Raw genomic sequence first — 1,721 nt, forward strand, 5'->3', positions numbered from 1 at the left:
ATTGTTATTCCTTTCCTCTGTTAGATATTTGCAATATTATTTCCTTAGCCTCTTCATCGCTATATTTCTCGCTTTTAATTAGGAAGTTCACAACATTCTGAATGGAATTATCGAAATACCGCCTTATGACGCTCTTCAGATTTTGTCCACAATAATCTTCCCGCTCTATTATTGGAAAATATATGAAGCCCGTGCTTTCAACCTTGTGGTCGAGATAGCCTTTCTGTTCAAGAAATTTCACGAATGTAGCTACCGTAGTCCGGCTCGGCTTCGGCTCGTCGTGGAGGGCAACTACATCTCGAACCGAGAGCGCCCCGCTTACCCAAAAGAAGTTCATCACTTCTTCTTCACGTTCTGTTAATGGCTTCATATCTTCCATTTGCATTTGGTCTAATCAAATTAGACAATTTAATAGCGCAAAAGTAGTCTAAATTATTTAGACAACAAAATAATATGGCAGAAAAAATTGATTATAGATACGGATAGTGGAGAAAACCGAGTAGTTCTCTCCACTGTGACCTACGTTTTCGGTTCTTTACTTGTCGCCATAAAGCCCGATGCGGTTACCGACAGGATCGGCGATGATGGCGAAGTAACCCCAACCGTCAACCTGAATCTTGGTCTTGGGAGTTACGAGCGTCGCGCCGTTATCCAATGCAGTTTTCACGCTGGCATCCAAATCTTTTGTCTGGAGATACACCAACACGCCTCCGTTAGAAGGTGCGAAACCGGGGAACGAGGGAGCCGAGGAGATTGAACACACGCTCTTACCGTCTTTCATAAGACAAGCCATTTTCTCATCGCCGAACTGTGACACCTCCAACTTTTCGCCGAAGAGAGCCTGATAGAACGCCACCGACTTGTTGAAGTCATTGGTGGGAATTTCAAAAAATGCAATCATACTTTTTATTATTTGATTAGTACGCTGCAAAGTTACAGCGACATCGTAGCCTGTGATAGTAAAAACCGGACATCCGTGTTTGGTGAAAAAGCCTAATTCTGATATTCTTCAGCATTATAACTATTCTGCAATTTATCGCTGAAAGATTCTCTGAGAGCTATCCGCAATCCATTTAAGAACGATTCATGGATATATATTGAAGAAGTCGGACAGTTGTCAGCGCATAACCGGCACTGGATACAATTTTTCTCGTCAGTCGGTAAAACCGTATCTCTTCGTGCGAATATGTGCATCGGACAAACCTTTATACATTTCCCGCAATTTATACAGGTAGAAGTATTGAGAAACACCACCTTATTACCGGCTACTATATCTGAATTTTTACGGCGTATCGGTACGCTCTCCGAATATCCGGTAACCGGATCTTTATAGATAAAAGCCAACGGATGCAACTTCCATCGAAGTTTTTCCGCAAATAGTCTTGCCTTGAACCTATCCCGTTCATTCGGTCTGGATTTATTGTAGCCGTCCATAATAACCCACGGCCCGGTGCGGTCAAATCCTCGGCATGAAAATTCGCCGGTTATAATTCCACCTTTCCTTTCTATGATTGTTTTGAGGGGCTTATGATATGCTCCCAAGAAAGGTCTGCAACGGGTGGAGAATATGAATACATTTTTACCTTTAAGATTTTGACTTGAAACAAATCGTTGAAGTCGTATATCGTGAGCGGCAAAGTTTATCGCGGAGCCAAAGCCGATAAGGTGAATTAGTCAAGACTTAATCTGACAGTTACGTATAAAAAGAATAAATTTGTAAC

2 protein-coding genes and 1 pseudogene are annotated in these 1,721 nt (G+C 42.0%); all 3 read right to left on the reverse strand.

Features of this window, described 5'->3' with window-relative positions:
- Positions 1-4 precede the first annotated feature (4 nt).
- Entirely contained in the window at positions 5-370 is a 366-nt protein-coding gene (locus E5342_RS18925) for a BlaI/MecI/CopY family transcriptional regulator (RefSeq protein ID WP_121737341.1), read from the reverse strand.
- A 165-nt stretch (positions 371-535) separates the two neighbouring features.
- The gene (locus E5342_RS18930; protein WP_121737334.1) at positions 536-901 is read right to left on the reverse strand and encodes a VOC family protein; all 366 of its coding nucleotides are present in this window, start codon (positions 899-901) and stop codon (positions 536-538) included.
- Between the two features lie 92 nt (positions 902-993).
- A pseudogene (locus tag E5342_RS18935) lies at positions 994-1,665 on the reverse strand (4Fe-4S dicluster domain-containing protein); the annotation flags it as partial.
- Between the last annotated feature and the right edge of the window lie 56 nt (positions 1,666-1,721).

This window comes from Parabacteroides distasonis, from assembly GCF_004793765.1.
GTDB classification, from domain to species: Bacteria; Bacteroidota; Bacteroidia; order Bacteroidales; family Tannerellaceae; genus Parabacteroides; species Parabacteroides distasonis_A.

What these genes read in the sequence shown, in the direction of transcription:
- E5342_RS18925 (WP_121737341.1), bottom strand. Translation starts at nt 370, where the DNA reads ATGAAGCCATTAACAGAACGTGAAGAAGAAGTGATGAACTTCTTTTGG.
- E5342_RS18930 (WP_121737334.1), bottom strand. Translation starts at nt 901, where the DNA reads ATGATTGCATTTTTTGAAATTCCCACCAATGACTTCAACAAGTCGGTG.